Source organism: Pseudoalteromonas xiamenensis (assembly GCF_017638925.1).
In the GTDB taxonomy this organism is placed as follows: domain Bacteria; phylum Pseudomonadota; class Gammaproteobacteria; order Enterobacterales; family Alteromonadaceae; genus Pseudoalteromonas; species Pseudoalteromonas xiamenensis.
This window is the reverse complement of sequence record NZ_CP072133.1, coordinates 3,135,717-3,161,224: the sequence shown is the minus strand read 5'-3', so window position 1 is coordinate 3,161,224 and position 25,508 is coordinate 3,135,717. Positions and strand designations below refer to the sequence as shown.

The following is a 25,508-nucleotide window of genomic DNA, read 5'->3' as shown; positions in this document are numbered from 1 at the left end:
TGGGTGTATTATCCATACAATGCCACTCAGCGGACTCCTGTTTTCAGGCTTCGGTGGTTATGGCGTAGATGTTTTCGGTGTGCCACTTATTCCGAGCCAACATACTGACAACGGTATTATCGCATACCATCAAGGGATATCTGACTTCGGTGCTCAAGTTCATACCATCAATGGATATTTTCTTTTAGCTCTTGTGGTTGGACATATCGCTGCTGCACTGAAACATCATTTTGTTGATAAAGATGCCACACTTCTGCGAATGTTAGGGCGTGTTTGATCTACATTTTGCGCTACCACTTATTTTTTCTCAAGCGCAGTCCCCACAGCGCTTGAGAAAAGCAATAAACTGAATTCACCGTGTACTCCCCTTGGGGTTAACCTCACAATTGCGATTCAACCAACATCCTGAGTCTGGTAAAATTTGGGATTACTATCCTATGTTATTTGGAATTACATCATGCCAAGAGCTTGTGCCTACCACATCCTCGTCAAAAGTGAAAAACTTTGCCTAGAATTAAAAGAGAAATTAGCGAAAGGTGCTGACTTCAATAAGCTCGCAAAGCAACATTCTACATGCCCGTCGAAAAGACGTGGTGGCGACTTAGGTGAATTTAACCAAGGTGACATGGTTAAACCATTTGATGATGTAGTGTTTAAAAAGCCATTGTTTGAAGTACATGGTCCCGTGAAAACCCAATTTGGCTATCACCTGATCAAAACGGTATATCGGAACTAATCGCTTTTTTGAATTAAAACTATCGTTTTAATTCGCTTTTGCTGACAAAGAATTACGCTACACTGTGTCCAGTGATTGAATACTAAATGGAGAGAACATGTTTACAGTAATTTTTGGCCGTGAAGGCTGCCCGTATTGCGTAAGAGCAAAAGATTTAGCTGAGCGTTTAAAGAATGAGCGTGATGACTTCAATTATCGATACGTAGACATCATCGCCGAAGGCGTGAGTAAAGCCGATTTAGAAAAGTCAGCTGGTAAACCTTGCCCTACCGTTCCTCAAATTTTTGTAGACCAAGACCATATCGGCGGTTTTACAGACTTTGAAGCTTACGCAAAGGCGAATTTAGGGCTTTACCAATAATTTTATCGGTTTTGAAAAAGTCAAACTGATTAAATTTTGACCAATAACAACCACATATAAAATAATCCTATTTTATACAAGCTTTTGTTGTTTCATTCCTGTACAATGCGCGCCTCTTTAAAATCGTTGAGGCGCATTAATGTCAGAACCAGTTACGTTTGAATCTTTGAATCTTTCTCCTGCAATTTTGAGAGCAGTTGAAGAGTTAGGATATAAGACGCCATCTGAAATCCAAGCTCAATGTATTCCGTTATTGCTAGAAAGAAAGGACGTGCTGGGACTAGCGCAGACGGGTACGGGGAAAACAGCAGCATTTGCATTGCCGTTGTTAAATAATATCGACGCATCCGTCAAGCAACCACAAATTTTAGTTTTAACGCCAACTCGCGAGTTGGCAATCCAAGTAGCAGAAGCGTTTGAAGCTTATGCGAAATACACCAAAGGTGTAGAAGTTTTGGCGTTGTATGGTGGCCAAAGCTACGGTATCCAATTAAGTGCTCTACGTCGTGGTGCACAAATTATCGTAGCAACACCAGGTCGTTTAATTGACCACATCAACCGTAAAACCATTGATTTGTCAGACTTGAAAGCATTGGTATTAGACGAAGCAGACGAAATGCTTCGTATGGGCTTTATTGAAGATGTTGAAAACATCATGGAAAAGACGCCTGAAGAAAAGCAAACATGCTTATTCTCGGCGACTATGCCAAAACAGATCCAATCGATCTGTTCAAAATACTTAGATAACGCGGAGCAAATTCGTATTTCTCCACGCAACTCAACAGTTTCAACTGTTGAACAAGTGTATTGGCACGCGGATGTACACAAGAACAAAGCGATCGTTCGTTTCTTAGAAGCGGAAGAATACGATGGCGCAATTGTGTTCGTACGTACTCGTAACGATACCGTTCAACTTGCTGAACTACTTGAGCACGAAGGATTCAATGCTGCACCACTTAATGGTGACATGAACCAACAAGCACGTGAGCGTACAATTGAGCGTTTGAAAAGCGGTTTAGTTGATATCGTGATTGCGACGGACGTTGCAGCACGTGGTCTTGACGTAGAGCGTCTAAGCCTTGTTATCAACTATGATATTCCGCAAGACTGTGAAGCTTATGTACACCGTATTGGTCGTACTGGCCGTGCGGGTCGTTCTGGTAAGGCAATTTTGTTCGTTAAGAACTCTGAGCGTTACCTTCTTAAGAACATCGTACGTCACACTAAATCTGAGATCGCAAAGGTTGAACTACCTGGCGCGAAATTGGTTGAAGAAAAGCGTAAGCACGTTCTTCAAACTAAACTTGCTGCGATGCTTGAACACAAAGACATCGAGTTTTTCAATACTGTAGCAACTGAACTTGCTGAGAAATTGGAAATCGATGTTGCAACACTAGCAGGCACGTTACTTGGTTTAGCACAGCAATCTTCTCCGTTAAAAGTAGAAGAAATTGCAATTAAGCGTGAACGTTCACGTGATGGTGCTAGAGATGGTGCTCGTGGTGAGCGTAATGAACGTGGTGACCGTCGTGGTCGTGAACGCGGCGAGCGCGACGAACGTGGTGAACGTGGTGAACGTGGTGAACGTGGCGAGCGTCGTGGACGCAACAGTCAATCGGACACGCCTATGGATACTTACCGTATTGAAGTAGGTCGTGATCACGGTGTTCAAGTTAAAAACATCGTTGGTGCAATCGCGAACGAAGCAGATATTTCTAGCAAGTTCATCGGCGACATCCGTTTGTTTGATGAGCACAGTACAGTGCAGTTGCCACAGGATATGCCAGCAGACGTATTAGCTCATTTCCAAAATGTAGTTATCTGCCAACGTCCTATGAAGTTAACAAAAAGCACGCACCCTGCGGATACAAACCGTGAAGGTGGTGAAAAGCGTAACTTCAGAGCGCCACGCTCAGAGCAACGTGGTCCACGCAGTGACCGTGGCGAGAGAAACGACCGAGGTGATCGTGGTCAACGTCAAGAACGTCGTCCACGTAAAGAACGTAAAGTCGTTAGCTTTAGCTAATCAAGATTAAAAACCCCAGCCTTGGCTGGGGTTTTTATTTTTCAACTACATTCAACCTAATTGTTGTATAGCCTACGCCAAGCGCAAGTACGATATCCATTACGCTCAAAATAGAAGTTGTTGCAGTTGTCATCGTAGTTGCTGTTACCAACATCTATGCGATAACCACTGATGTATTGATTGTGAAGCGAGACAAAGTACCCATTTTGCAGCAATGAAAAATGGACGTGTGGCCCACTTGATTGTCCACCTTGGCAAAGCGCTTGATTATAATTACTGGCGTAACGACCAAGCCAAACACCTTGATTGATCCTATCACCGCTTTGATATTGCAAACTGTCCATGTGATAGTACTGAGTTGCATAACCACTTTCATGCGTCACGCGAATATTGCAGCTTGAGAATCGAGTCACCGTCCCTGAATGAGAAGCTTGCACCCAAGGAGTATTGCTTCCCCAACCACCCGAACCATTGTTGAAATCAAGCGATGAGTAAGGGTAACCAGAACCCGTATTAGAATGCGCACCACCACTGTACCATCCGTTGCCATAAGGCCACGGCAACATCATCGAAAAACTAGCCGCTTGAGTTGTCATATCAGCCGCTTTTTTTGACACAGTCACTTTTTCGGTCAGTGAGTGACCAAGCAGTTCATAGTAACGATTGTACTCAGTCACTAAGTCAGCCAGAACGTTACTGTTGTTTTGGCGTTCTAAAAATGAAGCAATCGCGACATTGCCTGCCGAAGTTTTACGATTAATTGAATGGTTCGCGCTGGTCTGTTCAATTTCAAATGCTTTATATGCATACAAACGCTGTGTGATAAAGCCCGCAACATCCTCAAGCTGCTCGTTAAAGCCGACTTTATCTGAGAGCGTACCAAAAGGCTGAAGACGTTTTTCATCAGTTATTGCGCTCAAGGTATGGTTGCCGACTTCCATCAATGCCACCAACACAGCAGGGTTGATACTGTAGTGGCCGGCAAAGTTCAAGATCGCTTCGTGTTCTTCTTTCGAAAACGGGGTGTGCTTTTCTAAAAAGTCACTCCAATCAATTTTCGCCAAAGCGTCATTAAACACTAATTCGTCGGTATTGAGCATTATCGGGCTTGGCATCACTAAACGCTCAAGTTTATCTGCCGTAAACTGGAAGTGTTGCTCACGGTGATGTTGACCTTCCGCCAAAGCGGAACCTGCAGAAAAGATGCCGAGCAGTGCCAGCATAGAAGTTGCTTTCATCCTATTTCCTTACATGTTGTTTTATGAAACCCTAAATTAGGGTCAACTAAAAAACTACGCAAAGAAAAGCTTGATGTAAAATTTATGTAAAATTTAAGAAAATCAATTTGGCCAATTTTTGTACAGACTACTTTACACTAGCATGCAGCTGTGTGATTTAAGTCATCAGCGGCGTGATTTACGCCGCTCTCTGAATGGCGATTAACTACGGATACACATAACTAGATTGCAAACCAAGTGGTATCCCTAGCATCCAATAACCGAGCAACAATACGGTCCAACCTACTAAAAACGCAATACTGTACGGTAACATTAGCGCGATAAGCGTCCCTATCCCCGTGTCTTTCACGTATTTTTGGCAGTACACGACAACTAAAGGGAAATAAGGCATGAGCGGGGTAACAATGTTTGAACTAGAGTCCCCTATTCGATAGGCCGCTTGCGTTAAATCCGGTGAGATCCCAAGTTGCATTAACATCGGCACAAATATCGGTCCTAATAGCGCCCATTTAGCCGAACTAGACCCAACAAATAGATTCACAAACGCAGTCAGAAGAATAATGCCAACGATAGTGACGGTGCTTGGAAGCGAAAGCGACTTCAAAACTTGAGCTCCTTCAATTGCTAACAACGCCCCTAAATTGGATTTCGCAAAAGCCGCGATAAACAGCGCACAGAAAAACGCCATTACAATGTAATATGCCATACCTGACATTGACTTACTCATGGCTTGCACCATGTCTTTGGACGACTTGAACGTCCCCACTAAAAAACCGAAAACGATACCCGGCACCCAAAATAGTAAAAATATCAAAGGTACGATTGATTGCATGAGTGGTGCTTTAAAATCAGAGAGTTGCCCGTTAGGCGCTCGAAGAGGTGAATCCGGACTACTTGCTGCAAAATACAATAAAGCAAGCCCCAGCAACATCACCGCACTTGAAACATAAAAAGCGTTACGCTCTTTTTGCGTAATTTCGGCAAAAACAGGTAGGTTCTCTTTGTCGCCATCGATTTTAACTGCCTGTAAACGTGGTTCAATAATCTTATCGGTAATGTACCAACCTAAAAGCACAATAAATAAGCTTGACGCAGAAGTGAAGAACCAATTATTCAAAGGATTAATGGCTATTTCAGGATCTATAATTTGCGCAGCACTTTGCGTAAAACTTTGAAGTAGAGGGTCAATACCGGAAGGAATAAAATTCGCACTGAAGCCACCACTGACCCCAGCAAAAGCTGCAGCTATCCCAGCAAGTGGATGTCGCCCCATTGCAAAATAAATAACACCAGCAAGCGGTATAACGAGTACATAACCTGCATCCGTTGCCGTGTGGCTAACAATCGCAATAAGAACGACTGAAGGTGTCAACAACGCTTGTGGCGTACGCTTTAGCATAAGCTTTAGTCCAGCGTTGATAAACCCAGAATGTTCCGCAACACCCACCCCTAACATTGCAACTAACACAACCCCAAGCGGCGCAAAGCCAGTAAAGGTTTTAACCATGGATGCCAGAAAATCAGCCAACGCGGCGCCTGACAAGAGGTTATGAACAACAATGCTTTGACCCGTTCGCGGATCAATGGCGTCAAATTGAGTACCCGAAAACACCCACGACAACACCCATATAAGGATCATCGCAAACAAAAAAATCATCGCAGGATCAGGTAACTTATTGCCTACGTGTTCGATGCTATTAAGGCATCGTTGCACAAAACTAACCGGCTCGGGTCTTGAAGTTAATTGTTCGCTGTTATTAGCCATAAAAACGCCTCAAAATGGTACTGCGTTTACATTAGCTCAGGGATTCATAAAAAGGCAACGAAATTCCCCATATTAACAACACGTTGAGACGAATCCACAGAAACCAATACAGAGAAACTTGTCATACCTCAATATTTTGCTGCTTTGACTTCGCTAAAATGGACACAGTTCGAAAGGAGCACCATCATGATTAGCGTCGATGAAAAAATTTTAAAAGACATAAAAGAAGGATTTAATATCCCTCCTAAGCCGGAGTTACTGACCGCGTTACAACACGAACTAGCGCAAGCTGCCCCAGAGCTGAATCAAGTAGCAAAATTGATAGCAAACGATGTCGCAACGTCGGCCGCCGTACTCAAAGTGATCAACTCGCCCTGCTATGGCCTTGCAAGAACCATCACGGATATCCGCCAAGCCGTTATGTTTTTGGGGAACCGACAGCATCACACAATTAGTAACAGGCTTTTTACTACAACAAGCATTCGAGCAGAAAAAATGCTGTATCAAACTCGAACGATTCTGGGATACAGCCAGCGAAATTGCGGCGGTTGCAACCATCATTGGTCAAAAGATTAAATCAAAAGTGCCTGTTGAGAATTTACATCTTTTGGGAACTCTTCCACGATGCAGGGATCCCTGCGATGGCAATGAACTACAACGACTACGTTAAAGTGCTTGGCGCAGCGAATCGAGATTACGACATGACGCTGGTTGAACATGAAGAACAACACTATCGTACCAACCACGCCGTCGTCGGTTTCTATTTAGGTAGTCAGTGGAATTTACCCAAATCCATGTGCAATCTTATTTTACGACACCATGACAGAACCATGTTTGACGAGCGTAATGATCCTGAAATCCTAATGAGCCTGGCGGCACTTAAAATGGCCGAAAATATCGTCCATACGCATAAGCGCTTTGTTGCCTCTCCAGACTGGCCCTATATGAAAGCCACGGTGTTAGCAGTACTTGAACTGGATGACGATGATTACCAAGACATCAAAGAGGATGCGGAAGACTACTTACTACACCATTAGAACGTTAGCTTTTTAACCACCTACATCATAGGCGTGATTTCATTATTGATAAACTCATTGGTATTTAGTGTCATTTGAGGTACTTTGCTACTTTTAATTTTTAATAAACCCAATGAGTTATATTATAATCACCCTTCTTATCTGTTTGTTAGGCAGCGTTACGTTTTTGCCTGTGACACAGGCGTTTATTAAGCGGTATCATACCGGTGTTAATTTTTTCCTGACCCTAGCTGCTACATTAGTAGGTGTTTTGCTCGCGATTGCCGCTAGTAATTATGAACAGGAGCAACAGGAAAAAGAAAACCTCATAAAACAATTGGACGCAACAAAAGCACAAATAGAACTCGTCCAAACGTTTAGTGAAAAGCTGCTAGAAAATGCCAAGAACCTACCAAGCACGGAACTTACAACTTACTGGGTGAACAACCCTCTTCCTTATCCTGAATTTTTGACGACGTTCGTCGCACAATCGCACACGGTTAAGCATCTATCAAAAAACACTCTAAATGAGGTCAATGAATTTGCCATAAATGCTAAAAAGGTCATGTTGTTCAGACAAGAAATGTACATCGACTTACTCCAAGATCTTAGGAAAGACATCGACCAAGAAATAAAATACCAACGCGGAGAAATCAGCGAAGCACAGCTCTAGTTTTTAACTGCCCAGCGATTTAGAAAAATCGAGAAATTGACGGTTCTCTATGAATTTGCCAATTTCTCAACTGCGGCTTTGATTATTTCAACTACACTGTGTAGAGACATAATATTTAAAGAGTCATTCTGTGCGCTGTAGTCTTGTGTTTTTCTTTGTACTGGCTTGTTCAGCGACAGCGGATGTTAAACAAAGACTAGATATCTACACGGAAGAATTTCCACCTTATCAAACTCTTATTTCCCCCGGTAAAGTGGGCGGCGTTGCCACAGCTATGGTTAAAGAAATCTTAGAAGAAGCGCAGCTCCCCTACCAAATTCATCTACTGCCTTGGTTTAGAAGTACCACAAACGTGGCAAAATACGAGAATAGCCTGATTTATTCCCTCGCCCGTACGCAGGAGCGCGAGCCTAGTTTTCATTGGATTGCACCGCTGTGTTCAATCGATGTCGCTTTCTATCGGTTAACAGACCGCGACGACATCGTGATTAAAACGCTAGAAGATGCCAAGAAATACGTTGTCGCCGTTGCCGCGGGTCAGCCTTCTGAATCCTATTTACTGGCAAAAGGATTTACACTGGATAAAAATTTAGTGGTGCTAGCGAGTCACGAGCAAGGTGCTGGCATGCTTGAAAAAGGACGTATTGACCTGCTCTTTGGCGCAGAACAGTTCTTTGAAGGGGTGGTCACCATGTTGCAATTAGAGGGCCATTGGCAATCCATCTTAAAGGTTGATGAACTCAGTCGCAGGACGTATTTGGCAGCCAATATAAATTCAGACCCAACGTTAATTGCCAAGCTGGAATCGGCCTACGAAAGACTTAGCGCCAATTTAAATCAGCAGGAACGCTGTCGTCGCGCCCTGCCACCATCGTTGCTGTATTCTAGGACTGAATGAACTGCTGTTGCAACTCGTGAATTTCATCACGTAATTTAGCTGCTTGCTCAAACTCCAAGTCTCGTGCATGCTTAAGCATCTTGGCTTCCAAATCTTTAATTTGATCTGCAATCGATTTCGCACTTGAGACGGCTTTTGCCACTTTACCTTTAGTTTTCGTGACCTTTTCGCCTGATACTGAGTGTCCAGTGTCCATAACGTCCGTGATTTTCTTCACAAGTGCGGTCGGCGTTATCCCATGCTTTTCGTTGTAAGCTTGCTGAATAGCACGGCGTCGCTCCGTTTCTTCAATTGCCTTTTGCATAGATTTAGTAATGACATCGCCATACAAAATCGCTCTGCCATTCAAATGACGCGCTGCACGGCCAATCGTCTGAATGAGCGATCTTGCGGAACGTAAAAAACCTTCTTTGTCAGCGTCTAAGATTGCAACCAGAGACACTTCTGGCATGTCTAAACCTTCTCGAAGTAAGTTAATACCCACTAACACATCAAACACACCAGCTCGCAAATCACGAATGATCTCCATCCGTTCAACCGTATCAATGTCAGAATGCAGATAACGAACTTTAACATCATGGTCATTTAAATAATCGGTCAGATCTTCAGCCATGCGTTTGGTGAGCGTCGTAACCAACACTCGTTCTTGAACGGCTACGCGCTTATAAATCTCTGAGAGTAAATCATCGACTTGAGTGGTGACTGGACGTACTTCAATCTGTGGGTCTAGAAGACCTGTTGGACGGATCACTTGCTCTGCAATCTCTCCAGAAGAACGCTCTAATTCAAAATCACCCGGCGTCGCTGAAACATAAATGGTTTGCGGCGCAATCGCTTCAAATTCTTCAAATTTCAAAGGGCGGTTATCTAGTGCAGACGGCAGTCGAAAACCATATTCCACGAGGTTTTCTTTTCGGCTTCTATCACCTCGATACATCGCGCCAATTTGCGATACCGTTACGTGCGACTCGTCGATGATCATGAGCGCATCATCGGGTAAATAATCCAAAAGCGTCGGTGGTGGCTCGCCCGATGATCTGCCAGACAAGTAACGGCTGTAGTTTTCGATACCTGAGCAGTACCCCAGTTCTACCATCATTTCGATATCATATTGCGTACGCTGTGCTATACGTTGTTCTTCTATCAGCTTATTAGCGTCTAGTAATTGAGACTCGTCGCTCTTTCAATTCAGCTTTAATTTGGTCAATCGCATCGAGAATTTTTTCGCGTGGCGTAACATAGTGTGTTTTAGGATAAATCGTTGCGCGCACTACGTGTTTTTCGACACTGCCCGTCAGTGGGTCAAAATGGCTGATCCGTTCGATTTCATCATCGAATAATTCGACTCGCACGGCGTAAGAATCCGATTCAGCGGGGAAAATATCGATTACCTCGCCACGCACGCGATAAGTACCTCGACTAAAATCTAAATCGTTGCGCGTATATTGAAGTTCGGCTAGACGCCTTAAAATAGCACGTTGGTCAACGGTTTCGCCCACTTTTAACAAGAGCATCATCTTCATGTACGAATCAGGATCGCCAAGACCATATATTGCAGACACGGACGCAACAATAATTGCATCGCGTCGTTCTAACAACGCTTTGGTCGCCGATAAACGCATTTGTTCTATGTGTTCGTTGATTGACGCGTCTTTCTCAATAAACGTATCACTCGCGACAACATAAGCCTCTGGCTGATAATAATCGTAGTAAGAAACAAAATATTCCACCGCATTATTCGGAAAGAATTCCTTCATTTCACCATACAACTGTGCCGCTAACGTTTTGTTGTGTGCCATGATGATAGTCGGTCGGTTTGTATTCGCGATGATGTTTGCCATCGTAAACGTTTTACCGGTTCCCGTTGCGCCAAGTAAAGTTTGGTGTGCAAGTCCTGAATCAATGCCATCACAAAGCTGAGCAATCGCAGTAGGCTGATCACCACTTGGCGAAAACGGCGAAACGAGATCAAACTTATCTATCACGAGTTACACTCCTTCAAATCTGCAGATTGAATGGAGGCCAAGGTTTTGTTGAACCAGCCAAACGCGATAGCCGCTGTAAATAAGTTACCAATGGCTGCGCCGATAAACAAACCGTGAAGACCGCCAAAATGACTTCCGATAAACGCAAATGGGACGTAAAACACGAACAACCTAACCACACTTAACATCAAAGCATTCATCGGTTTATGAAGCGCGTTAAACGAAGAGTTCGTCAAAATAATCACCCCTTGCAAGCCGTAACTGAGCGGCAATGTCGTGATAAACAACACAATAACGCGCTGTACTTCCGCTTCCGTCGCAAACGTGTGGCTTATCAACCCACTACAAACCACGAGCAACACATAAATCAGAAGCTGCCAACCCAACACAAACTTTATCGACGTCGTGTATGCACCGAGCACTCTGTCATATTGTTTAGCACCAAAGTTTTGACTAACAAAAGGGGGTAACGTCATTGAAAGCGCTAAAATAACGAGACTTGCTATAGATTCTATACGACTGCCTACACCGTAAGCTGCCACGGCCGCAGGACCAAATCCCGCAATGACCGCCGTCATCACTGCCATCGCTACTGGCGTTAACATATTCGCCCCCGCCGCTGGGACTCCAATTTTTAAAATCTTTTTCACCGCAACAATGACCGAGCGATCTTGACGGCATAAGCTTACTAATTTCTTTTTACGGATAAGCAAATGTAAAATGATCACAACGGCAACCGTCCATGACAACACACTCGCCACAGCTGCGCCTCGCACGCCCATCGCTTCGATTGGACCGAATCCGAAAATCAGAATTGGATCTAATACCGCATTAATAATGCCCGCCCCACCCATTACAATACTTGGCGTCTTAGTATCACCGTTCGCCCGTAACACTGAGTTGCCAATCATAGGTGTGATTAAAAAGACACTCCCTAAAAACCACACTTCCATGTATTCATGGATATACGGCATGACATTTTCATGGGCACCAAGCAAAGAAAATAGAAAATCGATAAGTAGAAAACCAATGGCTGAAAGCGCAATGACCAAAATCGCGGACAACACCAACGCGACGAATGCATCGAATCGCGCTTCTTCAATATCCGCACTACCGAGCGCTTTTGCAATGACTGCTGAAGTACCGATCCCAAGACCAATCGCCAAACTGATTACAGTGAAAGTCACAGGAAACGTAAAACTGATTGCTGCTAGCGGTTCTGTACCGAGCATACTGATGAAGAATGTATCAACAAGATTAAACATCATCAGAGTAATCATTCCAAAGATCATCGGAATGGTCATATCTTTAAGCGTTTTAGCGATGTCACCGTGTAAGATTTTGCTGTAGTTGGCGTTTTTTGTCATGAGTCTGTCGCGCATTTATAAGGCAAAGTGCATTCTAAAGGATCATCTTTGGGTAGGCTACGATCTATCGGTAAATAACAGAGAAACAGATATGTTCACCATTAGCAACAATCCCAAAATAATGCAAAAGTTCGAATTAGTATTAAAACTGACATTTCACAGGCATTATTTGAGTAAACCGATACATTTAGATTTATGTCAAAAAATTTACAAAAAATGGTATTCGACGACTTATTTTTGCACAATAGCAGTGCAAAAATAAAGCAACAAAGAGATTGACCTCTCGAAGATTAACTAAGAATGAACGAGTAATCTAAGTTATTGTTTTTACATACGTAAAAAAAAGCGTAAAAAATACTTGCATCGCTTCTATCGCAAGCCAGACGTGGGCTAAAACCGCTTTTAAAAAAACAATAAACAAGGTTATCCACAGAAATAGTGGATAACTCTTTACAAGTCAGAAAACTTAAGGGTTTGAGAAAGATCCCTTGATCCTCAAATGCTCAAATTGCGATCAATAAGAAACAATAGCGGCACTCTAAAGTTCGTAAAATTGCATCATTAATGTGCATATTTTTCCTAGTATGTCGTTTCAATTAAAAGTTTATGTCGGATTAGCTTAATTTAATACTTTGTTTTTATTAACTTAATTTTTCATTATGACATAGCTAATGCATTTTCAAGGCAAAAATAGCCTAGCTTCACCAGCTTAAATCGAAAAACACTGTCTATATTTTGCTCAGCTATTTTCTTGCGAAATTCCTAAAACTAGACTTAGTACACTCGCATTCATATAAAACATACTTTTTTGTGACACTGATTAAAAATTGTTTCCCAATGACACAAAAAAGATAGAAAACTTTATCCAAGAACCGTTTTTGATCGTTAACTTGTCATAAATAAACGAAAAGATCCCTCCTCTTACCTCTCTGTTTGCATTAATAAGAATCAAATCGAACACAAAAACAGCGAATAAACATTTTTTTTGGGGTCTGATTACTTTTATGGTTGACACACCTAAGTGCTGTCATTAATATCTCGCTCCGTTGAAAGACATCACGCTTCCCCCTTAGCTCAGTTGGTTAGAGCGACGGACTGTTAATCCGCAGGTCCCCCGTTCGAGTCGGGGAGGGGGAGCCAAATTTCAACACAATTAAAACGATTCCCCCTTAGCTCAGTTGGTTAGAGCGACGGACTGTTAATCCGCAGGTCCCCCGTTCGAGTCGGGGAGGGGGAGCCACCGTTTTAATGTTTTTAGTAGTTCCCCCTTAGCTCAGTTGGTTAGAGCGACGGACTGTTAATCCGCAGGTCCCCCGTTCGAGTCGGGGAGGGGGAGCCAACTACTACTCTTCTCTAAAGCATTTCGATTCCCCCTTAGCTCAGTTGGTTAGAGCGACGGACTGTTAATCCGCAGGTCCCCCGTTCGAGTCGGGGAGGGGGAGCCAATCCAAAGTTTTTGTTAGACTTTCTCAATAAATTCAACTACCCTACTCTAGTTTTAATGGGATTCAAGCAACCGTTCAACGTTGCATAAAACTCTCTCGGTTCGAGTTAACAAGACAGGCATTATGGCAGGCTTTAAAAAACTAATTACCTTGCAACTTCTTTCGTGGCTTCTGTTTTCATTAATCGGCACATTTTTTGTTGCAAGAGGCTTTGACCAAGCCGTCAGTGAAGCACAAGTTAGCACTCAAACAATGGTTACCCGCTATATAGAAAACAAAACATTAGCGGATGTTTCGCCGGAACACATTGAGCTTGCACTTAACAATGGAAAAGTTTTTTCAACGTTTATCGTTCGTGATTACGAAGGCAAAACCGTACTGCAAATCGCAACGCCGAACACCCTGCCCTTTGGTGTAAGCCTAATCGAAAGTATTTTCAACTCAATTCGCCCTCAATTTGCGGTTAATAAAGCAAAAGACATTAAAATTGAGTTTGTAATTAACGCATCAAGCCAAGCAGACTTGCTACAGCAAGCGCTTTTGCTCATGTTTTTAATTTCAGCGCTTGTTGCCTTTATCCCTGTGGTATATATGCAAGCGATTTACAAGCGCTTGAATCGTCGAGTCAGTATGACCGTCGCCGATGCTGTTGAAGTTTACATCACTCAAAACCAGCAACAGTCTCTTGTCAGCTCTGATTTCAGTACCGATGATTTAGAGGAACTGGGTTCCGATTTAGCGCCTTCCTTTAACCGCCTTGCACAGTTTCTAAAAACAAAGCAAGAAGACATCCAAAATGCGGCATTAAGTATTAAACAAGAAGCTTATAAAGATGTCGTTACCGGCCTCGGTAATCGCAATATGTTTGTTGAGTACTATGAGCAACAAATCGAATCAAGCCCGAAAAAAAGCTTCGGAGCGCTTGCAATGGTACGTTGTAGCGAATTGCAGATTATTAACCAAACCCGCGGTTATCAAAAAGGCGACGACTACATTAAATCTGTTTCTGAAATCATTCGCCACGTCAGCGGCACGTATTCGCAGAGCCAAGTTTTCCGTGTAAACAGTTCAGATTTCGCCGTAGTGTTACCAAATGTGCCATCAAAAGAAGCTGAGCAATTCGGTGATACACTACAAGCACGATTTACACAATTCCAGCAAAACCAAGAATTAAGCTCAGTGGCGAATACCGGTATCGTCACTTATGAGTCCGGCAAGCCGCTTGGTGAGCTTTTGTCTGTTGTTGATAACGCACTGAGCATGGCACAAAGTAAACAAGCGAATGCGTGGCATTTACAGCGTGAATCAGATCTGGTGAATAACGTGAGTGCGGGCTTTGGTAATCAAAACTGGCGTCGTGTTATCCGAGAAGTCATTGACAGCAAACGCGTTAAGCTGATGATGCAAAACATCATGCCCGTTGGTAAAAACGTTAAGGCGTACGCTGAAATTCAATCTCGTTTCACTACTGAAGATGGCCAAATGTTGCCAACCGCTTCTTTCCTCGCCATGGCTGAAAAGCTAGATATGGCGGTTGAGATAGACAAGCTCATTGTTGAAACCTCTATTGAGATTATCAAAACTCGTAATTTTAACGAGAAGTTCTTTGGCATAAACGTCACAGCATCGAGTGCGCACAGCGACCAATTTGTGATTTGGCTAGAGCGTCGACTATTGAAAGAAGTGAACTTGTCTTCAAAACTCATTTTTGAAGTAAGTGAATTTGGATTACAACAGAATATTAAAGCGAGTCGTCGTTTTATCGATATGGTACACCGAGTTGGTGCACGCATTACGGTAGAACGTTTTGGTGTTGGGTTAACCTCATTCAAATTCTTCCGAGATTTAAAGCCTGATTTCATTAAAATGGATGCAAGTTATACTCGCGGTTTGGAAGAAGATAAAAACAACCAATATTTTATGCGTTTGATGGTTGATCTTGCTCACCGTATTGGGGTCAGTGTCTTTGCCGAAGGCGTTGAAAGCCAAGAAGAAAAACACATTGTTGAAACCTTATGTCTCGATGGCGTCCAAGGCTACTACATTGAAAAACCAAAAGAAATTTAAGAAAAGGAGCTAAGGCTCCTTTTTTATTTTTGCACCGTCTAAAAAGCACTAACCTAGCGGTTCAGTCGTCCTCTTTCCCCTACTTTCCCGCCTAGTATTCGATTTGTGCAAATTTGGGAACTCAAAACTACGGTTAAATGAGAATTAGTGTTGGGATCTCGTCTTCATTTATTGTTAAAATTAACTGAAACCGCGATAATACCTCGATTTTAAAATGGCTTGGGACGACAATGAGTGATTATCTACTCCTGTTAGTTGGTACCGTACTGGTAAACAACTTTGTACTTGTACAATTTCTTGGATTGTGTCCGTTTATGGGCGTATCCAGTAAATTGGATACCGCAATTGGTATGTCTCTCGCAACGACTTTCGTTCTGACGCTTGCCTCTGTGTGTAGCTACCTAGTAAACCGCTATATTTTACAACCACTTGAGCTTGAGTTTTTACAAACCATGAGCTTTATCCTTGTTATTGCTGTGGTTGTGCAATTTACCGAGATGGTTGTACGTAAGACCAGCCCGACCCTTTACCGTCTACTTGGGATTTTTTTACCACTGATCACAACAAACTGTGCCGTGCTGGGTGTTGCTCTTCTGAATATCAAGAAAGACCATACATTTATCGAATCTGCATTGTATGGCTTTGGGGCTGCTGTTGGTTTTTCCCTCGTGTTGGTTCTGTTTGCCGCACTACGTGAGCGCTTAACAGTAGCCGACGTACCGGTCCCCTTTAAGGGCGCGTCTATTGCCATGATAACTGCAGGCATTATGTCACTTGCTTTCATGGGCTTCTCTGGATTGGTGAAATTCTAATATGACATTGATGTATGCGTTGATTGCACTTGGTCTTTTAGCCCTATTCTTCGGGCTACTTCTTGGCTACGCGGCAATAAAATACAAGGTTGAAAGCAGTCCGATTGTTGATCAGATTGATGCTATTTTGCCACAAACTCAATGTGGTCAATGTGGTTACCCAGGTTGTCGTCCATACGCCGAGGCCATCTCGAATGGAGATGACGTCAATAAATGCCCTCCTGGCGGCGAAGCAACCGTTAAAAAACTCGCCGATCTTATGGGCGTCGAAGCGAAACCACTTGCCGGTGGCGAGGCCTCAGAACCCATTAAAAAAGTTGCCTACATTCGTGAAGATGAGTGCATTGGCTGCACTAAATGTATCCAAGCATGTCCTGTTGACGCGATTGTCGGCGCCACACGTCAAATGCACACAATTTTGGCGGACGAATGCACTGGATGTGATCTGTGCGTTGATCCATGCCCTGTAGACTGTATCGATATGATCCCGGTTGCAGAAACCAAACAAAATTGGAAATGGCAACTAAATGCCATTCCTGTCACTCAGATAGACTAAGAGGTTTAAGTGGATTCATTACTTGAACAAATTGAACGTGGTACGCTTTGGCAATTTCCTGGCGGTATTCACCCACCTGAGCAAAAGTCTATTTCGAATACAACCGCGATTGCACGTTTGCCTTTACCAGAGAAATTGGTCATTCCTATCAAGCAGCATATCGGTGCAAATGGCGTATTGCTTGTAAAAAAAGGCGAAGCTGTTTTAAAAGGCCAAGCACTCACTGCAATTCAAGCGAATTGGTCCTTGCCAGTGCACGCGCCTACATCAGGTACTATCGAAGACATAACAACGGCCCCCAGTGCGCATCCATCGGCACTGCCTGAGACTCAGTATTATTTTAAAGCCCGATGGTAAAGATGAATGGACCACGCTTCAAACAAACGGCAACTACCAACAAATCGATAAAAAGACGCTAGTTGACATCATTCATAACGCAGGTATTGCAGGTATGGGCGGCGCGGGTTTCCCAACCTACGTCAAAGCCGATACTCACGCAAAAATAGACTATTTAATTGTGAATGGCGTCGAGTGTGAACCCTACATCACGGCGGATGATCGCTTAATGCGAGAGCATGCCGCTGAAATCGTTAGCGGTATCGAAATCATGCAGTTTGTACTGTCGCCTGAGCGTGTGATTGTTGGCATTGAAGATAACAAGCCTGAAGCCTTACTCGCGATGCAACAAGCCGCAGCTGCACAATGACGCTATTTTAGTGCGTAGTATTCCGACGAAATACCCATCAGGCGGCGAAAAGCAATTAATCAAAGTCTTAACCTCTAAGGAAGTTCCAAGTCAGGGAATTCCTGCAGATATTGGGGTCATTGTTCAAAACGTCGGTACACTCTATGCGGTACATGATGCTGTTATCAATGGAAAACCTCTTTTAGAACGAGTAGTAACGATTACAGGTAATACGATTACTCAAAAAGGTAATGTTTGGGCCTTGCTCGGCACTGAAATAAAACACCTTTTGGACACTCAAGGATTCACACCCGTTTCAGATCAACGTGTGATCATGGGCGGCCCGATGATGGGTTTTACGCTCCCAACTGTTCGCATTCCGGTTGTTAAAACAACCAATTGTATTCTTGCACCCGATTCTCAAGAACTCGCTGAATCAGGTGATGAAAAGGCCTGTATTCGCTGTAGCGCCTGTGCCGATGCCTGTCCACAAACGTTACTTCCTCAACAACTTCAATGGTTTGCGAAAGGCAAAGAATACGACAAGTTAGAACAATACAATCTCTTTGATTGTATTGAATGTGGTGCATGTTCATACGTGTGCCCAAGTGAGATCCCGCTAGTCCAATATTATCGTGTAGCAAAAGCTGAAATACGTGAACAAAAGATTGAACAGGTAAAATCGGAACGAGCTAAAGTCCGCTTCGAATTGCGAAAAGAGCGTTTAGAGCGTGAAATGGAAGAACGCCAAAATCGCCATAAACGTGCTGCCGAAAGTAATATTAAATCAGCGGAAGAGAAGCAGAAAGTAGCTGATGCCCTTTCTCGTGTAAAATCAGCTCCTAAGGATAAAGACGCGGTTGCTGCAGCCATAGCCCGCGCCAAAGCTAAAAAAGCCGTGGAAGGTGGAGAGCTACTACCCGACAATAGCGACGTTGCTCTAGAGCGAGAGCGCCGAAAAGAACAGGCGCGTAAATACAAAGAAGAAAAGTCAGCGCAAACAGAAAATGCCCCTACCGAATCAGGAAGCGATTCGAAGAAGGACGCGGTAGCTGCGGCCATTGCGCGAGCAAAAGCAAAGAAAGCGGCTCAAGCACACAGCGACGCTGCTGATGCAGACATCCCGTCATTGGAAGGGTCAGCTGAAGATAAACGAAAAGCTTCCGTTGCTGCCGCGATTGCCAGAGCAAAAGCGAAGAAAGCCGCTCAAGCTGAAGCAGAAAATAGCTGCGAAGAGGCTAAGTCTGACGATGTAACTTCGACTGGTGAAGAACCGACAGCAGCGCCTACAGACGACAAACGTAAAGCCGCGGTCGCAGCTGCAATTGCTCGCGCGAAAGCGAAGAAAACCGCACAAGCTGAGGCGGATAACGGGCGTGAAGAAGTTGAGTCTGATAAGACGATTTCTGTAAGTGAAGAACCAGCAGAAACGCCTACAGACGACAAACGTAAAGCCGCGGCTGCAGCCGCAATTGCTCGCGCGAAAGCGAAGAAAGCCGCTCAAGCTGAGGCGGATAACGGGCGTGAAGAAGTTGAGTCTGACAAGACAATTTCTGCAAGTGAAGAACCAGCAGAAACGCCTACAGACGACAAACATAAAGCCGCGGTCGCAGCCGCAATTGCTCGCGCGAAAGCAAAGAAAGCCGCTCAAGCTGAGGCGGATAACGGGCGTGAAGAAGTTGAGTCTGATAAGACGATTTCTGCAAGTGAAGAACCAGCAGAAACGTCTGTAGACGATAAGCGTAAAGCCGCCGTTGCAGCAGCTATTGCTCGCGCAAAAGCCAAAAAGGCCGCTAAAGAAAATGAATCGAACGAAGAAGGAAATGAACCATCATGATGTTAACAATGGCTTCTTCTCCCCACAATCATAGCCATAAATCGCTCAGTCAATTGATGATGACTGTGATTGCAGCCTGTATTCCTGGTGTTCTCGCGCAAGTCTACTTCTTTGGGTTTGGCGTGCTTATCCAGCTTATCCTAGCATTAATTACCGTCTCCATTGCTGAAGCGGCCGTTTTAAAATTACGCAATAAACCTGTCGCCGCGACGTTAAAAGACGGCAGTGCTTGGTTGACGGGTGTCCTGCTCGCCATAAGTATTCCCCCGCTTTCACCTTGGTGGATCATCGTGATCGGCTGTCTTTTTGCCATTGTGATGGTGAAGCAACTGTACGGTGGTCTTGGTTTTAACCTTTTTAACCCTGCAATGGCTGCGTACGTACTATTGCTCATTTCGTTTCCGGTTCAAATGACCGCATGGTCTCCTGTCGAATCACTTCTTTCAAACCCATTGTCTTTGGCGAATGTAACAAACGCTATTTTTCTGGAACATTCATTAACAGGGGCTTCGCTTGAGAGCTTACGAATGACCATTGACGGAACGACGATGGCAACACCGCTAGATAGCATTAAACATGCTGTTGATGCAGGAAAAACCGTTTCAGAAGCGATGACATCTCCCGTTTTTGATACCTATGCAGGACTCGGCTGGCAATGGGTCAACATCGCTTTCTTGACCGGCGGTATCTTCCTATTGGTACGCAAAATCATTAACTGGCATATCCCTGTCGCAATCTTGTTATCACTCGGGATATCTAGCGCCATTGGTTATCTAATCGCGCCAGGACAAGAACCAGGTGCAGTATTTCATCTTTTAAGTGGTGCAACCATGTTAGGTGCATTCTTTATCGCCACGGACCCTGTTTCAGCCTGTACGACAAATAAAGGCCGATTAATCTATGGGGCTGGAATTGGATTGCTGACGTATTTAATCAGAAGTCATGGTGGTTATCCTGATGCAATTGCATTTTCTGTGCTCATCATGAACATGGCGGTACCGTTAATCGACCACTACACGCAACCTCGTGTTTATGGTCATGGAGGAAAAACATCATGATTTTTAATTCCATGTCCAAAAATGGTCTTATCTTAATGGCCTTTGCCCTCGCGACAACGGCTTCCGTTGCACTCGTTAATGAGTTAACTAAAGAGCGCATTGAAAAGCAAAGCCAACAACAATTGGTTGCGCTTCTTGCTGAAGTATTGCCTGCAGGCAGTTACGATAATGCGTTAACTGAAAACTGTGTTGTGGTGAATGATAGAAGCCTGTCGCCTAAAGAATCGATGACGATATATCGCGCAACGCTCAACGGTATGCCTTCCGCTCTAGTCATTCAACACAAAACGCTGAAAGGCTATAACGGCAATATCGAGATGATCACTGCAATCGATAAACACGGTAACGTTTCTGGAGTGCGAGTCACTCAACACGCGGAGACTCCGGGACTGGGTGACAAAGTCGAGTCTCACTAAATCACCATGGATTTTAAGTTTCGCGAACACCACAATCACCGAAGAAAACGATCCTCAATTTAAAGTAAAACGCGATGGTGGAAATTTTGATCAGTTCACTGGCGCGACTATTACCCCGCGAGCAGTGGTGAATTCTGTGTCAGATGCAGGCTGGTTTGGTAAAACGAACTTCGACCGCTTATTCCATGCACCTAACGCCTGTAAAGGAGAATCGCATGAGTGATGTCAATTCCATTATCCGAGAAGGGCTTTGGAAAAATAACCCAGCCCTTGTACAACTTTTAGGTTTGTGTCCGTTACTGGCGGTTACCTCAACTGTAACCAATGCGTTAGGCCTTGGCTTTGCGACGATGTTAGTGCTAATTGGTTCTAACTTAACAGTGTCACTTGTGCGAAATTGGGTGCCTAAAGACATTCGTATTCCTGTTTTCGTCATGATCATTGCCGCTTTTGTTACCGTAATCCAACTGCTCATGAATGCCTACACGTTTGGCTTATATCAATCGTTAGGTATATTTATCCCACTGATCGTTACAAACTGCGTGATCATAGGCCGTGCTGAAGCGTTTGCATCCAAAAATACCGCGCCACTGTCCGCATTGGATGGCTTCATGATGGGGCTTGGGTTTACTGCCGTATTATTTGTACTCGGTGGCATGCGCGAGTTGATTGGGCAAGGCACCCTTTTTGATGGTGCAAACCTGTTATTAGGAGACTGGGCGACTGTTTTACGTATCGAAGTGCTGCATTTTGACAATCAGCTTCTTGTCGCCATTTTACCACCAGGTGCATTTTTGGGATTGGGTTTGTTAATCGCGCTTAAGAATATCTACGATGCTAAACAAAAAGCCCAAATAGCGAAAGCGGAAGTAGAAAAAGCACCAAGAGTCCGCGTGACAAGTTTAAGTTAAGGTAACGCCGTGAATAAAGACAAAAGAATCGAGATCCTAACGCGTCTCAGAGATGAAAACCCAAATCCTGAAACTGAGCTGGAATATACCTCGCCTTTTGAGTTACTTGTCGCCGTCACCTTATCTGCACAAGCAACGGACGTAAGCGTCAACAAAGCGACAAGAAAGCTCTTTCCTGTCGCAAATACACCTGAGGCAATCGTCGCGCTGGGTGTCGATGGCCTAAAAGAATACATCAAAACCATCGGTTTATTTAATTCGAAAGCCAACAATGTCGTGAAGCTCTCACAAATTCTTGTCGAGCAACACAACTCTGAAGTACCTGAAAATCGCGAAGCGCTCGAGGCGCTGCCTGGCGTTGGTCGTAAAACGGCCAATGTGGTCCTTAACTGCGCTTTCGGCTGGCCTACGATTGCTGTCGATACCCATATTTTCCGCGTATCCAACCGCACCAACTTTGCCAAGGGCAAAGACGTGGTGGAAGTCGAAAAGAAACTCGACAAAGTCGTGCCTAAAGAATTTAAAGTGGATGTCCATCACTGGCTTATCCTACATGGTCGCTACGTGTGTACCGCCCGCAAACCTAAATGCGGTAGCTGCTTAATTGAAGACTTGTGTGAGTTTAAAGAAAAAACAGATTGCTGATATTTTTCTTTCAAATACATTCATATAGCTAAATTTCAGTAAGCAATCACACCAAAGTTCCTGATGTAGTGGTTTTAACAATAGCAGACGATGGTCTCTTTAAACTATACATTGCGCAAGACCTGCCCCGATGAGTTCCTATTCGAAAGCGATTATCACCACAATTATGTCGCACACTCGAATCGAACTCGGGCACGATTCACAGCGCGTTATTCCCCTCTAACTTGGATTTTTTCTACATTCGTAAACTGCGACGTCGCGGGCGTATCTGTCAGTGCGAATTCAATCGCGGCATAATTGTTACGAATTTTTTGAGCCGGTTTTGTATAAAGCCATTTTTGAACGCCTAAAATTGCACTTGCGTCAAAAAGCCCATCTTGATCCGATGCTACGACCTGAATATCTGACACGTTACCATCTTGCTCGATACTGAAATTCACTAAAACCGTACCTTCTATCCGCTTTTTAATGGCGTATTTTGGGTAAAGTGGTACTGCTCTCTTAACTGGTGTGACCGCAGCATCCGTTTGATGTGCAATTGATTGAAAAGTAACAAAGCTAAATAGCAGCATTATAGTCATTGATATATAACGGGTAGCTGCTTTTTTAAAAAGGTTTACACATTGCATTATGTCTTTAATCCTATGTAATAATTGAAAATTTGTAATAAAACAGAGTTTCCGTAGTGAGCTGATTTGCACATTGAATCAATTAGATTACATGCGTAATCAAAATAATGATTACGTATGTAATCCTTATGGTCAAGTTAATTTTTTTAAAACACGGGTTGTTGCAGGATACGTAAACGAGATAATTGAGTAACGTTACGAGACCAGCACGTCGCTTTGATGAATACGTAAATCCGCTTTGCTAAGCAAATATGCAATGAATTGATTCAAGTATCTGTAATAATAAGAGGCAGAAATGAGGAAAACGCTCTATCAAACACCTTGATAACCAACCTAAAGCTGTTTTAAAACGTGTTGGAATAGATTTAGGCGATTTTACCTTAGTCAATGAGAAATTCCAGGTCACGAATTAGGTAGTCAAATGGTCAATCTTTTACCTACAATTTTGTATGCTTGCATGATTGGTATGACATTGCTGGCATTGTTAGATGTTGTTAGAAGACCGAAAGAAAAACAATATCAACGCCTGACTGGGTTGCTCACCTTGTTACTAATTCATTTGGCTGGCGAGCTCTTCATTTATTCCGGAGCATTTGTATACGCACCTAGCCTTGCGGGTTTTGAATTGCCGTTTAGATTACTGCTTGGCCCTGCTCTTTACTTTTATGCTCATGCAAGTATGTCCCCTAATGAAAAAATTGACCGCCGATTAATCTATTTTGCCCTTTCAGGGCCTTTGGTCGTTTGCATTAGCTTATTGCCATTTATTTTCATGCCAAGTCCTACTGAAAAATTAGCGTTAGCCAATCCCGAAACACGTAACCCTGACTTGTGGCAAATTGCTGTCTTCACCTGCGTTACCACAACCGCCATTTTCATTACCTATACCATGCTGTTTCTGAGGTTTACGTTCAACCTTCACAACAATCATATCCAACAGCTCATGGAACGCTATTCCGATATTGAAAAGCGCTCCTTGGACTGGCTAAAAAGCATGCTCTTTGTTTGGGGATTTATATGGTCAATGTACGCTATCCAATATTCATTAGGCGCGCTCGGCTGGACCTTATTAGGGTTTGAAAAAGTCTTGCCGCTTTGCGAAACTTTTGCGCTCGCGCTATTTATACAAAGTGCATTAAACCAAAAGCCGCTGAATGAATCTGAAAAAGGTTTACCTGAAACAAAACAAGCCCGAACTTCGTTACTGAGTACGAAACACATGGCGGACATCGCTGATAAGCTAACTCAAGCTATGCAAGAAGACAGACTGTATCTAAACGAAGATCTTTCACTAAATAAATTGTCTGAGCACATCTCGGAATCCGAAAATCACATATCAGAAACGCTTTCCCAATTTATGCACACGAACTTCTTTCAATTTGTTAATCGCTTTCGAATTGAAGAAGCGAAGATTGCACTCTCGGTATCGAAAAAACTCGTCACAGATATCGCTTTTGACGTCGGCTTCAATTCAAAATCAACATTTAATGCGGCTTTTAAAAAAGCGGTTGGAATGACGCCGAGTGCATATCGCAAAAATAACTAAAACATTTAGACGAATGGGCCTATTTGGACGATTGCACACGTAAAAACCGGTAATTTTCTCTTATCGAATAAGAATGATGAGGAATTCCCCATGTCTAACCAACTTGCCGCTCGGATCATCGGCATATTAATCCTGATATCGACCAGCTCTTACATGGTTGCGGATGATGTATTCGTCACCCCTATCTTAAGTGCGACTAATTACTTAGAACTGGCCTACCTAAACAAGAACTCGACGTTAGCAACTGCTGTGTCACTGTTCTTTATCAACTCAGTAGCCATCATTGCGGCAGCTATCGTCCTGTTCCCCTTAGTAAAACAAGTCAGTGAGCGTAGTGCACTCACTTACCTAACTTGTCGGGTAGTTGAAGGTATTTTATTGCTGCTCGCGGCCGCTGCGTTGCTGTCTATTGCAAACTTAGGCAAAGAAATGATGGAAGCGAGTTCTACCAACTCAGAATGGTTAAACTCGATGGCGATGGTTGCCCGTCGTGAACGCTATACCCTATTTCAATTCGCGATGCTTGCACTGGCCTTGGGTAGCATAGTGCTCAATTTAACTTTTTACCGCTACAAAATGATCCCAAAAGTACTCTCGGCCTTAGGCGTAATAGGTTACACGTTTTTGCTCGTAAAGATGGTAGGCGACTTGTTCGCGGTAAATTTAGGTGGAGGATACTTGTATGTTCCCGGTGCACTGTTCGAACTTTTACTACCTTTCTGGCTACTATTTAAGGGTATTCAACTACCGTCCAACGCGCAAAGCACGAATTAAGTAAGACAAATGGAGAGCGTTCGCTATTATCGATGCTCTCTATCCTACTTTCGTTAATAAAC

General features: G+C 43.6%; 21 protein-coding genes, 4 tRNA genes and 3 pseudogenes. 23 read left to right on the top strand and 5 right to left on the bottom strand.

Annotated elements, in window-relative coordinates:
* Window positions 1-19: 19 nt before the first annotated feature.
* The 4 genes from J5O05_RS15285 to J5O05_RS15270 all read left to right on the top strand — a co-directional run bounded on the left by J5O05_RS15285 (window position 20) and on the right by J5O05_RS15270 (window position 3,123).
* Window positions 20-277, top strand: coding sequence for a cytochrome b (locus tag J5O05_RS15285; RefSeq protein ID WP_208842796.1), 258 nt, complete (start codon window positions 20-22; stop codon window positions 275-277).
* A 180-nt stretch (window positions 278-457) separates the two neighbouring features.
* Entirely contained in the window at window positions 458-736 is a 279-nt protein-coding gene (gene ppiC / locus J5O05_RS15280; protein ID WP_280117662.1) for a peptidylprolyl isomerase PpiC, read from the top strand.
* Between the two features lie 97 nt (window positions 737-833).
* Complete coding sequence (locus tag J5O05_RS15275; RefSeq protein WP_208842795.1) at window positions 834-1,097, top strand: GrxA family glutaredoxin; 264 nt, start codon at window positions 834-836, stop codon at window positions 1,095-1,097.
* Window positions 1,098-1,236: 139 nt separating this feature from the next.
* Complete coding sequence (locus J5O05_RS15270; RefSeq protein ID WP_208842794.1) at window positions 1,237-3,123, top strand: DEAD/DEAH box helicase; 1,887 nt, start codon at window positions 1,237-1,239, stop codon at window positions 3,121-3,123.
* Window positions 3,124-3,179: 56 nt separating this feature from the next.
* On the opposite strand, the gene J5O05_RS15265 is transcribed toward J5O05_RS15270, so the two are convergent.
* Complete coding sequence (locus tag J5O05_RS15265) at window positions 3,180-4,361, bottom strand: M23 family metallopeptidase (protein WP_208842793.1); 1,182 nt, start codon at window positions 4,359-4,361, stop codon at window positions 3,180-3,182.
* A gap of 205 nt (window positions 4,362-4,566) precedes the next feature.
* Entirely contained in the window at window positions 4,567-6,126 is a 1,560-nt protein-coding gene (locus tag J5O05_RS15260; protein ID WP_208842792.1) for an AbgT family transporter, read from the bottom strand.
* Window positions 6,127-6,312: 186 nt separating this feature from the next.
* Between J5O05_RS15260 and J5O05_RS22905 the strand changes: the two genes are divergently transcribed.
* The 5 genes from J5O05_RS22905 to J5O05_RS15245 all read left to right on the top strand — a co-directional run bounded on the left by J5O05_RS22905 (window position 6,313) and on the right by J5O05_RS15245 (window position 8,713).
* Window positions 6,313-6,702 carry an HDOD domain-containing protein gene (locus tag J5O05_RS22905; protein WP_425281503.1) on the top strand — a complete coding sequence of 130 codons (390 nt, stop codon included), beginning with the start codon at window positions 6,313-6,315 and terminating at the stop codon, window positions 6,700-6,702.
* Window positions 6,629-6,796, top strand: coding sequence for a hypothetical protein (locus J5O05_RS22900; protein WP_425281519.1), 168 nt, complete (start codon window positions 6,629-6,631; stop codon window positions 6,794-6,796). Before J5O05_RS22905 ends, J5O05_RS22900 begins: the two co-directional genes overlap by 74 nt.
* Window positions 6,717-7,163 (top strand): HDOD domain-containing protein, encoded by a 447-nt coding sequence (locus J5O05_RS22560; RefSeq protein WP_280117660.1) that lies wholly within the window; start codon window positions 6,717-6,719, stop codon window positions 7,161-7,163. The genes J5O05_RS22900 and J5O05_RS22560 overlap by 80 nt, the downstream gene beginning before the upstream one ends.
* A gap of 112 nt (window positions 7,164-7,275) precedes the next feature.
* On the top strand, window positions 7,276-7,815 hold the full coding sequence (locus J5O05_RS15250) for a hypothetical protein (protein WP_208842791.1): 540 nt from the start codon (window positions 7,276-7,278) through the stop codon (window positions 7,813-7,815).
* Window positions 7,816-7,945: 130 nt separating this feature from the next.
* Window positions 7,946-8,713, top strand: a complete 768-nt coding sequence (locus J5O05_RS15245) for a substrate-binding periplasmic protein (RefSeq protein ID WP_208842790.1) — start codon at window positions 7,946-7,948, stop codon at window positions 8,711-8,713.
* Here the strand turns inward: J5O05_RS15245 and uvrB are convergent.
* Both uvrB and J5O05_RS15235 read right to left on the bottom strand, forming a co-directional pair.
* A pseudogene (gene uvrB, locus J5O05_RS15240) lies at window positions 8,700-10,698 on the bottom strand (excinuclease ABC subunit UvrB). The gene J5O05_RS15245 and the pseudogene uvrB sit on opposite strands and share 14 nt — an antisense overlap.
* Window positions 10,695-12,065 (bottom strand): MATE family efflux transporter, encoded by a 1,371-nt coding sequence (locus tag J5O05_RS15235; protein WP_208842789.1) that lies wholly within the window; start codon window positions 12,063-12,065, stop codon window positions 10,695-10,697. Before J5O05_RS15235 ends, uvrB begins: the two are co-directional and overlap by 4 nt.
* A 1,063-nt stretch (window positions 12,066-13,128) precedes the next feature.
* On the opposite strand from J5O05_RS15235, the gene J5O05_RS15230 reads away from it, so the two are divergent.
* From J5O05_RS15230 to nth, 12 genes and pseudogenes are all read left to right on the top strand, one after another.
* Window positions 13,129-13,205 (top strand) — tRNA-Asn (locus J5O05_RS15230).
* A 23-nt stretch (window positions 13,206-13,228) separates the two neighbouring features.
* Window positions 13,229-13,305, top strand: a tRNA-Asn gene (locus tag J5O05_RS15225).
* Window positions 13,306-13,327: 22 nt separating this feature from the next.
* A tRNA-Asn gene (locus J5O05_RS15220) sits at window positions 13,328-13,404 on the top strand.
* A 29-nt stretch (window positions 13,405-13,433) separates the two neighbouring features.
* Window positions 13,434-13,510, top strand: a tRNA-Asn gene (locus J5O05_RS15215).
* Window positions 13,511-13,633: 123 nt separating this feature from the next.
* Window positions 13,634-15,577, top strand: coding sequence for an EAL domain-containing protein (locus J5O05_RS15210; RefSeq protein WP_208842788.1), 1,944 nt, complete (start codon window positions 13,634-13,636; stop codon window positions 15,575-15,577).
* A gap of 230 nt (window positions 15,578-15,807) precedes the next feature.
* The gene (gene rsxA / locus J5O05_RS15205; protein ID WP_208842787.1) at window positions 15,808-16,389 is read left to right on the top strand and encodes an electron transport complex subunit RsxA; all 582 of its coding nucleotides are present in this window, start codon (window positions 15,808-15,810) and stop codon (window positions 16,387-16,389) included.
* Between the two features lies 1 nt (window position 16,390).
* Entirely contained in the window at window positions 16,391-16,945 is a 555-nt protein-coding gene (gene rsxB, locus J5O05_RS15200) for an electron transport complex subunit RsxB (RefSeq protein WP_208842786.1), read from the top strand.
* Window positions 16,946-16,954: 9 nt separating this feature from the next.
* Window positions 16,955-19,467 (top strand): annotated as a pseudogene (rsxC, locus tag J5O05_RS15195) (electron transport complex subunit RsxC).
* On the top strand, window positions 19,464-20,525 hold the full coding sequence (rsxD, locus tag J5O05_RS15190) for an electron transport complex subunit RsxD (RefSeq protein WP_208842785.1): 1,062 nt from the start codon (window positions 19,464-19,466) through the stop codon (window positions 20,523-20,525). Before rsxC ends, rsxD begins: the two are co-directional and overlap by 4 nt.
* Window positions 20,522-21,164 (top strand): annotated as a pseudogene (gene rsxG, locus J5O05_RS15185) (electron transport complex subunit RsxG). The gene rsxD and the pseudogene rsxG overlap by 4 nt, the downstream one beginning before the upstream one ends.
* Window positions 21,157-21,852: an electron transport complex subunit E gene (locus J5O05_RS15180; protein WP_208842784.1), complete on the top strand. Its 696-nt coding sequence runs from the start codon at window positions 21,157-21,159 to the stop codon at window positions 21,850-21,852. Before rsxG ends, J5O05_RS15180 begins: the two are co-directional and overlap by 8 nt.
* 9 nt (window positions 21,853-21,861) lie before the next feature.
* Window positions 21,862-22,497, top strand: a complete 636-nt coding sequence (gene nth / locus J5O05_RS15175; protein ID WP_208842783.1) for an endonuclease III — start codon at window positions 21,862-21,864, stop codon at window positions 22,495-22,497.
* Window positions 22,498-22,706: 209 nt separating this feature from the next.
* On the opposite strand, the gene J5O05_RS15170 is transcribed toward nth, so the two are convergent.
* Window positions 22,707-23,069, bottom strand: coding sequence for an energy transducer TonB (locus J5O05_RS15170; RefSeq protein WP_208842782.1), 363 nt, complete (start codon window positions 23,067-23,069; stop codon window positions 22,707-22,709).
* 478 nt (window positions 23,070-23,547) lie between these two features.
* On the opposite strand from J5O05_RS15170, the gene J5O05_RS15165 reads away from it, so the two are divergent.
* Window positions 23,548-24,672: a helix-turn-helix domain-containing protein gene (locus J5O05_RS15165; RefSeq protein WP_208842781.1), complete on the top strand. Its 1,125-nt coding sequence runs from the start codon at window positions 23,548-23,550 to the stop codon at window positions 24,670-24,672.
* A gap of 90 nt (window positions 24,673-24,762) precedes the next feature.
* On the top strand, window positions 24,763-25,446 hold the full coding sequence (locus tag J5O05_RS15160) for a DUF4386 domain-containing protein (RefSeq protein WP_208842780.1): 684 nt from the start codon (window positions 24,763-24,765) through the stop codon (window positions 25,444-25,446).
* The last annotated feature ends 62 nt before the right edge of the window (window positions 25,447-25,508 follow it).

Bases quoted from the DNA above. Each gene is read 5' to 3' on its own strand.
- J5O05_RS15180 (WP_208842784.1), top strand. From the start codon at position 21,157: ATGAGTGATGTCAATTCCATTATCCGAGAAGGGCTTTGGAAAAATAAC.
- J5O05_RS15250 (WP_208842791.1), top strand. From the start codon at position 7,276: ATGAGTTATATTATAATCACCCTTCTTATCTGTTTGTTAGGCAGCGTT.
- J5O05_RS22905 (WP_425281503.1), top strand. From the start codon at position 6,313: ATGATTAGCGTCGATGAAAAAATTTTAAAAGACATAAAAGAAGGATTT.
- J5O05_RS15170 (WP_208842782.1), bottom strand. From the start codon at position 23,069: ATGCTGCTATTTAGCTTTGTTACTTTTCAATCAATTGCACATCAAACG.
- J5O05_RS15275 (WP_208842795.1), top strand. From the start codon at position 834: ATGTTTACAGTAATTTTTGGCCGTGAAGGCTGCCCGTATTGCGTAAGA.
- J5O05_RS15210 (WP_208842788.1), top strand. From the start codon at position 13,634: ATGGCAGGCTTTAAAAAACTAATTACCTTGCAACTTCTTTCGTGGCTT.
- J5O05_RS15285 (WP_208842796.1), top strand. From the start codon at position 20: ATGCCACTCAGCGGACTCCTGTTTTCAGGCTTCGGTGGTTATGGCGTA.
- rsxA (WP_208842787.1), top strand. From the start codon at position 15,808: ATGAGTGATTATCTACTCCTGTTAGTTGGTACCGTACTGGTAAACAAC.
- J5O05_RS15165 (WP_208842781.1), top strand. From the start codon at position 23,548: ATGGTCAATCTTTTACCTACAATTTTGTATGCTTGCATGATTGGTATG.
- J5O05_RS15265 (WP_208842793.1), bottom strand. From the start codon at position 4,361: ATGAAAGCAACTTCTATGCTGGCACTGCTCGGCATCTTTTCTGCAGGT.
- J5O05_RS15235 (WP_208842789.1), bottom strand. From the start codon at position 12,065: ATGACAAAAAACGCCAACTACAGCAAAATCTTACACGGTGACATCGCT.
- J5O05_RS15270 (WP_208842794.1), top strand. From the start codon at position 1,237: ATGTCAGAACCAGTTACGTTTGAATCTTTGAATCTTTCTCCTGCAATT.
- J5O05_RS15160 (WP_208842780.1), top strand. From the start codon at position 24,763: ATGTCTAACCAACTTGCCGCTCGGATCATCGGCATATTAATCCTGATA.
- rsxB (WP_208842786.1), top strand. From the start codon at position 16,391: ATGACATTGATGTATGCGTTGATTGCACTTGGTCTTTTAGCCCTATTC.
- J5O05_RS15260 (WP_208842792.1), bottom strand. From the start codon at position 6,126: ATGGCTAATAACAGCGAACAATTAACTTCAAGACCCGAGCCGGTTAGT.
- ppiC (WP_280117662.1), top strand. From the start codon at position 458: ATGCCAAGAGCTTGTGCCTACCACATCCTCGTCAAAAGTGAAAAACTT.
- rsxD (WP_208842785.1), top strand. From the start codon at position 19,464: ATGATGTTAACAATGGCTTCTTCTCCCCACAATCATAGCCATAAATCG.